Source organism: Sulfuricurvum sp. MLSB, assembly GCF_000747095.1.
In the GTDB taxonomy this organism is placed as follows: domain Bacteria; phylum Campylobacterota; class Campylobacteria; order Campylobacterales; family Sulfurimonadaceae; genus Sulfuricurvum.
This window is the reverse complement of the sequence record NZ_JQGL01000146.1, coordinates 1-8,297: the sequence shown is the minus strand read 5'-3', so window position 1 is coordinate 8,297 and position 8,297 is coordinate 1. Positions and strand designations below refer to the sequence as shown.

Genomic DNA, 8,297 nt, shown 5'->3' with positions numbered 1-8,297 from the left:
CTCAACTACGGCGCGCAAGATGAGATCGTCCGTGCCGCCAACGCTCTGATCGCGCGCAACACTCCCCTCACGGCCGAATCGCTCGAACACGCACTGGACACCTGCGAGAACGTCGATTTGCTGATCCGCACGGGAGGCGATCACCGCCTTTCGAATTTCCTATTGTGGCAGGCCGCGTACGCGGAGCTGTTCTTTACCGACACCCTCTGGCCGGATTTCACGACTGCAGAACTCGAAAAGATCATCAAAAAATTCAAAACGGTCGAAAGACGCTTCGGAGGGCTTAACTGATGGAATTTGTGTTTGTCTTTATTCTGGGTGCCGCGATCGGTTCGTTCATGAACGTCGTCATCCTCCGCACTCCGCTGGATCAAAATATCTCCTTTCCCGCATCGCATTGCATGAGCTGTAACACCCCGTTGCGCTTTTACCACAACATCCCGATCCTTTCATGGCTCTTTCTGCGCGGCAAATGCGCTTTTTGCGGAGAAAAAATATCGATTCAGTACCCATTTGTCGAACTTCTAAGCGCCCTGATTTTTCTCTTGTGCGCCATGAAAATGGGGCTGACCTTCGAAGCTTTCGGCATCGCTCTCGTTTTTGTCCTGCTGCTGGCCCTCTCACTCATCGACTACCGCTATAAAATGGTCCCCGACAGCATCAACCTCGCCGCCCTTACGGTTGCGATACTCAGCGCCACCTCGTTCAGCCATGTGGCTTTCAATTTTCAAAACGCCCTTCTCTTCGCGGGAGGGTTCACATTGCTTCGTTTTTACCTCTCCTACGCCCTCAAAAAAGAGGCGATGGGGGAAGCCGACATCATGATCGCCGCGACGATGGGAGCCGTTTTGGGCGTGCAGCTGGCATTGGCCGCCATCTTTATCGGGGCGGTACTCGCGCTTCCGGCACTCTTGCTGACGCAGGGGGAGAGCGAAGACTCCAAACAGCTCCCCTTCATCCCCTTTCTTGCAATGGGATGCTGGATCGCATTAATGTTTGACGGTTATATCAACACCTATCTGGCAGGTCTTTATGGATAAATTACGCCGCTATCTCCTTTCCAATCTATCGCTATTGTTCTTTTCGATCTTTCTGCCGCTCTTTGCGATCGCTTCGGTCATCTTCATGATCAAACTGGCCACCTACACGGCGGTCATTCAACTGAGCATTGCGGAAATGGGCAAACTGTATCTGTTCGTTCTCCCGGAACTGCTGTTTTATACTCTGCCGATCTCCTTTTTCGTCAGCGGCGCATTGACGCTGTACCGCCTTTCCAACGATAACGAAATGGTCGTGGTCTTTTCGCTGGGCATCCCGCCACGATTTCTCGCCCGCGTTCTGGCGGTTCCGGCGCTGCTGCTCTCGATTTTGCTTTTTGTCGATTATCTGATCGTCACCCCGTATATCAAAACCATCTCGTCCAACTTCATCGACCAGAAACAGGCCGAAGCGAGATTCAACCTCTCCGCTTCCGAATTCGGCCATAACTTCGGCGACTGGATGCTCTTTATCAACAAAAGCGACAACGCCAACCGCGCCTACGGCGATATCGTGCTTTTCAGCAAAGAGATGAAAGACGAGATTCTGATCTATGCGAAAAATGCCGATCTGATCAACAACAACGGCGTGCTGCAGTTTCGCCTGACCCAAGGGGAAAGCTTCAGCTACAACGATGAAGTATTCAAGCAAATGCCGTTTAAAACAGCCTATATCAACGACATGATGAGCACTACCCCCACACGCTATCTCAGCACGTTTGACTACTGGACGAACGAGGACCGCCGCGATAAAAAAGACCAGCTGCTGATCACCAACACGCTGCTGAGCTTCTTTCCTCTCCTTTCCGTATGGCTCATGATCGCTCTGGGGATCGTCCATGCCCGCCATCAGAAACGGTGGATCTACCTGTGGCTCTTCCTCTCGATCGTCGGCTTCTACTCTGCCGCGATTTTGACCCAGAAATGGCTCGCTTTCCACACGATCTGGGCCGTGGCACTGGTGTGGTTTATCTTATCGTACGGTTTTTACAGACGTCTGGTTGGGAACCGCTTTTGAACCGCGTCAAAATCACGATGAGCTACAACGGCTCGGCGTTTATGGGTTCCCAGCAGCAGCCCACGACGACCGAAACCGTCATCGGAACGCTCATCATCGCGCTGCGGCGTCTGCGCATCCACGCTCTCCCCAAAGGCTCGGGAAGAACCGACCGCGGCGTCCACGCGACCCATCAGGTGATGCATCTGGATCTTCCGCACTACTGGAACGATCTTACGCGGCTGAAAGAGATGCTCAATCTCCACCTTCCCTCTTCCATCCGCATTCAGCGCATCGAATTCGTCGGCAATGACTTCCATGCCCGCTACAGCGCCCGCAAACGGGTCTACCGCTACGTGATCAAAGAGGGAAGCAGCAACCCTTTCGAAGACAACTTCATCACCTTTGTCCCCTCCCTTAACCGCGACGCGATTATTGACGCGATCCAATGCTTCGAGGGGACCCATAATTTCGAACTGTTCAAAAAAAGCGGCACCGACATGGAACATTACGTTCGCATCATCTACCGCGCCTACGCCTACAGCCACAAGGGATGTTTCGTCCTCGTGTTTGAAGGCAACGGCTTTCTCCGCTCCCAGATTCGCCTTATGGTGGGATTTTTGCTGCGCATCTCGGCCGGCAAAGCCACGAAAGAACAGCTCATAGAGCAGCTTGAGGGGATCAAGCGCCACTCGACAGATATTGCGCCGCATAACGGGCTTTACCTTACTCATATAAAATATTGAGTCTACTACACTAAATCTATTTGATGCTTCTTGCATTATTAAATCTATTTTGTTACAATCACCGCCTAAAAATTCCGCTTTCGCATCCGGGCTCACTGCCGAAGTGAACTCAGCGTTAGCGTAGCCGAATGGGACGTGTTCCATCGGCGTATTAAACCAAATAAAAAGGAAACAGTCACATGGCAAAACATCAGTTTCAGACTGAAGTCTCACAAATCTTGCATCTCATGATCCACTCTCTTTACTCGAACAAAGAGATCTTCGTCCGCGAGCTCGTATCAAACAGCTCGGACGCTCTTGATAAACTCAACATGCTTGTCCTCACCGACGAAGCCTACAAAGGGGTCGATTTCGCCCCACGTATCGACATCGCCATCGACAAAGAGGCCAAAACCCTCACGATCAGCGACACGGGGATCGGGATGAACGAAACCGACCTCGTCGAAAACCTCGGAACCATCGCCAAATCGGGGACCAAAGCGTTCCTCGAGCAGCTCAGCGGCGACCAGAAAAAAGATTCCAAGCTCATCGGACAGTTCGGCGTCGGGTTCTACGCGTCGTTCATGGTTGCCGACAAAGTCGAAGTGATCAGCCGCAAAGCGGGCGAAGAACAGGCTTACAAATGGTCGTCCATGGCGGGCAGCGAATACGATCTCGAACCGGCAGAGCGTGATTCTCACGGTACCAGCATCATCATGCACCTCAAAAACGACGAAAGCGAGTTTTTGGAGGCTCACCGCATCGAGAGCATCGTGAAAAAATACTCCAACCACATCCCCTTCCCGATCTACATGGACAAGGAAGAGTGGATAGCTCCGGCCGAGGGTGAAGAAAAAGGGCACAACGAAACCGTCAACAAGCAGATCAACAAGGCCAACGCCCTTTGGACGATCTCCAAGTCCGACATCAGCGACGAAGAGTACAAAGATTTCTACTCCAGCATTGCCCACGACTCCTCTGATCCTCTTGCATGGATGCACAACAAAGCCGAAGGGGCGCTCGAGTACACCACTCTCTTCTACGTCCCTTCCAAAGCACCGATGGACTTGTACCGCGTCGATTACCAAAGCGGCATCAAACTCTACATCAACCGCGTATTTATCACCGACGATGAAAAAGAGCTGATGCCGACGTACCTGCGCTTTTTGCGCGGGGTGATCGACTCCGCCGACCTCCCGCTCAACGTCAGCCGCGAAATCCTCCAAAGCAACCGCGTGATGGCGAAGATCAAAAACGCCTCGGTCAAAAAAGTGTTGGGCGAACTCGCAAAAATGGCGGAGAACGATACCGAGAAATACGATGCGTTCTACAAAGAGTTCGGAAACGTCCTCAAAGAGGGGCTTTACAGCGATTTCGGCAACCGCGAGAAAATCTTGGAGCTTCTCAAACTTAACACGCTTAACAGTGCCGAGCCGGTAATGTTAAGCAAATTCGTCGAGGGTGTCGATTCCGAGAAAAAAGAGATCTACTACATCACCGCGAAGATGTCTCTCTCGATGCTCAAAAACTCCCCTGCCCTCGAGCGCTTCAAAGCCAAAGGGATCGATGTACTCATCCTCAACGAAGAGATCGATACAATCGTATTCCCGATGGTCACCGAGTACAACGAGTACAAATTCGTGAATGTAACGGATGCGAAACTCGAAGAGTCCGAAGAGGAGAAAAAAGAGCACGAGGAAAAAGCCAAAGGGCTTGAGTCTTTCGTCGGACAGCTCCAAAACGCATTGGGTGAAAATGTCTCTAAAGTTGAAACGACATTCGATCTCACTGAATCCGCCGTATGCCTGAAAGTCGACAAAGAAGACCAAGGCTACATGATGGCGCAGATGATGAAACAGTTCGGGCAAATGGGCGGGGATTTCCCGGCTCCGAAACCGATCCTGCAGATCAACCCGAACCACGAGTTGATCAAAAAGCTCAGCGATTCGGCGGACATGAACCTCATCGAGGATGCGGCACACGTACTCCTTGACCAAGCGAAACTCTATGAGGGTGAGACCTTAGCAGACACCGCAGGGTTTATTGCGCGATTAAACCGCATTATGGCGAAAGCGCTTTAAAAATTTTCTTCTCTTGCACCCTATTGGGTGCTAAACTCTTTCAATATTTAACTTCATTACAGTTATAATCGTTTTAGATAACTAATTTCACTGATATAAAAATTTATGAAAGGTAATAATGTTTAAACTGATAGTTAGATATGTATATTCATTTCTTGCATTAATTGCAGTTATTGGTGGTGTATGGGCTTTTTATGATCAATTAGTAGCTGTCGATGATTATGGTTTAACCCTTACATTAAAAAGTAAAGAAAAACTTATAGAAAATAATCACCAAACACCTGGACTTACTATGCTGTACAATGGTGTTGAAGTTAATTCTTTATTTATCACGAAAATTCAATTAAAGAATACTGGGAAAAGAGCATTAACTAAAGATTTTATTTATGAACCAGTGAAAATAACACTTGGAAAATCTAATAAAATATTGCAAATAAATACAAAAAATCTATTTATAACTCATTCAATAAATTCCATCACATTTAAATGGAATTTATTTAACCCAAATGAAATAATAGAGATTGTAGTCTTTTCCACACAACCTGTAACAATAAATATGAATCACAAAATTAAAGAAATTACTACTATCGCATATATTGATGAAATTATAAATCCACCAACAGAACAAAAATTAAAAGCAATTAGTATTTTTTGGTTTTTGCTTATGGTCATTGCTATTCTTCTCACTCTTGATGCTGTCTCATTGATAAAAAATGATAAAAAACTAGGGAAAATTTTTGTATTTTTAAGATCACTTCCTGATAGAAATTCTATACAAAAAGAAGCTTTTTTATCAGAGCTATTAAATCTTTATCAAGACTACTATCGTTCAGTTCCAATACTATTTGTAAAACCTGATGAACTTATAAAATTAGTGTCAGAAAATATTACTCAATCAGAAATTATCACTGGACATGAACTTTATAAAGCAAAACAAGAAGGCATTAATTATGTACGACATTTAAATCTCTATAGTATTCGTACAATAAATATAATGGGTGGTCCACTTCTATTTATTTTTAGTTTTATTAGAATATTGTTAGCATTATTTTGATTCCTACACACAATATACAATACGGGACAAGTACTTTTTCCCTCGTTCCCACTCTCCTGAGTGGAAATGCAGACTAACAAAACTACTAAATCCCCTTTTCTAAAATAACAATAATATACATATTTATTTTTTATTGTTTAAGATATAATCTTTACACATTAAAGCATTGACATCAGCAACCAATATGGTTACAATTTTATTTAGGTTAGAAGCATGATACAAAAGCGATTGAACTCGATGAGTCACGTATGAGGAATTCTATTCCCAAATACGATCTCACCGCCATCCAAAAAATGATCATAGATGGAAATTTTAGAATCACATCCAGTGCATTGATAGATGCGGCGATGATCGATTACGACAGTAAAGAGATCAAACGTATTGTTCTCTCATTAGTACCAAAGGATTTTTACAAATCCATGCCCTCTCATAAAAATGAAATGTTTTGGCAAGACGTGTATCATAAAACGATACAAGAAGATGGAATTACACTGTACATCAAACTACAGATTGTAAAAGACGCCATCATCATCTCTTTTAAAGAGAAATAATTTCAAAGGAGAATAACATGGAAACATGTGCCATTTGCGGCGGTCATCTTATCCAAGAAACCCGCACACAATCTTTCTCATATAAAGATCGAACCATCGATGTGGAAATGCCCGGAATGTACTGCGAAGTATGTGGTGAGGGATATCATAGTCTCCATGAGCAAGAGGTCATCGATAGAAATATCGCTTTGGCAAAACGTCATTTAGAGCATCTTTTGGTTCCCGACGAATTAGTGAGAATACGGAATAAACTAAAACTATCCCAAAAAGAAGCGGCTGATGTGTTAGGCGGCGGAATAAGAGCTTTTTATAAATATGAACACGTCCTCAACAATCAACCAAAATCTCTCGATATTCTTTTACGATTACTCGATGATGGAAAATTATCATGGGATGATGTTATAGCGGCAAGCGGTAAAAGTGCCTGATAACCATTGTTTCCCTCATTCCTACTCTAAGGAGATACGATGAAACCTCAGGGAATCGGCACGAATTTCGATGATTTTTTAGCAGAAGAAGGGATGCTCGCAGAAGCCGAAGCGGTAGCGATCAAACGTGTCATCGCCTATCAGCTCGAAGAGACGATGAAAAAAGAGCACATCACCAAAACCGAAATGGCAAAACGGATGAAGACCAGCCGCAGTGCAATTGACCGTCTTCTCGATCCCCTCAATACCTCGATCACCCTCGCAACCATCAGTAAATGCGATGGGGAAACGATTACAGATTCGGATGGTGTAAAGACACGCCACACAAATACATTTTCGTTCTTTTCTAAAAAGAAAAGGACAACCCAAGTACAATTCCAAAAAACAAAAGGACATTACGATGGCATGGGCAACCGCACGGCACATTCTTGTAGCAACCGAAGAGGAGTGCAACGCACTCAAAACACAGATTGAAGAGGGTCTTGATTTCGCAGAAGCGGCGATCCAAAACTCCAAATGCCCCTCAGGACGCAAAGGGGGCGATCTGGGACGCTTCGGACCGAGACAGATGGTACCTGAGTTCGATCGTGCGGTATTCACAGGCGACGTCGGCGTCCTATACGGACCGATCAAAACCCAGTTCGGCTATCACCTCCTCGAGGTAACGGGACGCGGATAAGCGGGTAACGTTGCAGATCATCCCCGTAACCGAAAACAATCTCCCCATCTACCATAACCTCGTCCAGTGCTACGAGGCGGAATTCTCGCCTCTCACGGGCAAGAAACCCGACGCATCCGGACGCTTTGCTCTCGATACCCTGATCGGAGAGAATATCCTGGGCTATCTTCTCTACATCGACGACACCCCGGCCGGTCTGGCCGCTATTGCCCAAAAAAAGGACGCTTGTTTCGAAGTATGCGAATTTTACGTCGTCCCCGTGTCCCGTAAAAATGAAGCGGGGATGCGTTTCGCCCACGCGATCTGGAAACGCCATAGCGGAACATGGGAAATCAAACAAATCTCAGGAGCCGACCACGCCACCGCGTTCTGGCGCAAAACCATAGAACGGTTCGGCGATACCCCCTTTTGCGAAGAGCGCTACGACGATCCCTACTGGGGCACCGTCACCCGCCAGCAGTTTACAATCGGTTAAGCTGCCGCGTCACAAACCGGCCTTTTAAGCTATACTGACAAAAATAAAAAACAAAGCAGTGTATGAGTAAAGCGATCATTTTTATCTATGGAGTATTGGCCTATGCCGTCGCGCTGATCGCGCAGGTATGGTTTATTTTGTACATCGGAGAGTGGGAGTTTATGCCGACCTCTATCAGCGCACAGCGTCCGGTGCCGCTGAGTTCAGCCGTGATGATCAACCTTGCTTTGGTGTTGGTATTCGCCCTGCAGCATTCGGTAATGGCGCGTC

At 46.6% G+C, this 8,297-nt stretch carries 11 protein-coding genes and 1 pseudogene; all 12 read left to right on the top strand.

Annotated features, from left to right (window positions below; translation table 11 throughout):
* Positions 1-291: undecaprenyl diphosphate synthase family protein (locus tag JU82_RS11295; protein ID WP_037950810.1), on the top strand; the 291-nt coding region annotated here is incomplete at its 5' end.
* Positions 291-1,040 (top strand): A24 family peptidase, encoded by a 750-nt coding sequence (locus tag JU82_RS11290; protein WP_037950807.1) that lies wholly within the window; start codon positions 291-293, stop codon positions 1,038-1,040. The genes JU82_RS11295 and JU82_RS11290, both read left to right, overlap by 1 nt.
* Positions 1,033-2,055 (top strand): LptF/LptG family permease, encoded by a 1,023-nt coding sequence (locus tag JU82_RS11285; RefSeq protein WP_037950804.1) that lies wholly within the window; start codon positions 1,033-1,035, stop codon positions 2,053-2,055. The genes JU82_RS11290 and JU82_RS11285 overlap by 8 nt, the downstream gene beginning before the upstream one ends.
* Complete coding sequence (gene truA / locus JU82_RS11280) at positions 2,052-2,780, top strand: tRNA pseudouridine(38-40) synthase TruA (protein WP_294892941.1); 729 nt, start codon at positions 2,052-2,054, stop codon at positions 2,778-2,780. Before JU82_RS11285 ends, truA begins: the two co-directional genes overlap by 4 nt.
* Positions 2,781-2,959: 179 nt before the next feature.
* Positions 2,960-4,840 (top strand): molecular chaperone HtpG, encoded by a 1,881-nt coding sequence (gene htpG / locus JU82_RS11275; protein ID WP_037950802.1) that lies wholly within the window; start codon positions 2,960-2,962, stop codon positions 4,838-4,840.
* Positions 4,841-4,958: 118 nt separating this feature from the next.
* On the top strand, positions 4,959-5,894 hold the full coding sequence (locus JU82_RS11270) for a hypothetical protein (protein WP_037950800.1): 936 nt from the start codon (positions 4,959-4,961) through the stop codon (positions 5,892-5,894).
* Positions 5,895-6,142: 248 nt separating this feature from the next.
* Entirely contained in the window at positions 6,143-6,445 is a 303-nt protein-coding gene (locus JU82_RS11265) for a type II toxin-antitoxin system MqsR family toxin (protein ID WP_294892939.1), read from the top strand.
* A 17-nt stretch (positions 6,446-6,462) separates the two neighbouring features.
* Positions 6,463-6,873, top strand: coding sequence for a type II toxin-antitoxin system MqsA family antitoxin (locus JU82_RS11260; protein WP_037950797.1), 411 nt, complete (start codon positions 6,463-6,465; stop codon positions 6,871-6,873).
* A 39-nt stretch (positions 6,874-6,912) separates the two neighbouring features.
* Complete coding sequence (locus JU82_RS12190) at positions 6,913-7,347, top strand: hypothetical protein (protein WP_294892938.1); 435 nt, start codon at positions 6,913-6,915, stop codon at positions 7,345-7,347.
* On the top strand, positions 7,274-7,552 hold the full coding sequence (locus tag JU82_RS11250; RefSeq protein ID WP_037950794.1) for a peptidylprolyl isomerase: 279 nt from the start codon (positions 7,274-7,276) through the stop codon (positions 7,550-7,552). The genes JU82_RS12190 and JU82_RS11250 overlap by 74 nt, the downstream gene beginning before the upstream one ends.
* A gap of 10 nt (positions 7,553-7,562) precedes the next feature.
* Positions 7,563-8,027 (top strand): GNAT family N-acetyltransferase, encoded by a 465-nt coding sequence (locus tag JU82_RS11245; protein ID WP_037950791.1) that lies wholly within the window; start codon positions 7,563-7,565, stop codon positions 8,025-8,027.
* Positions 8,028-8,089: 62 nt separating this feature from the next.
* Positions 8,090-8,297 (top strand): annotated as a pseudogene (locus JU82_RS11240) (hypothetical protein); the annotation flags it as partial.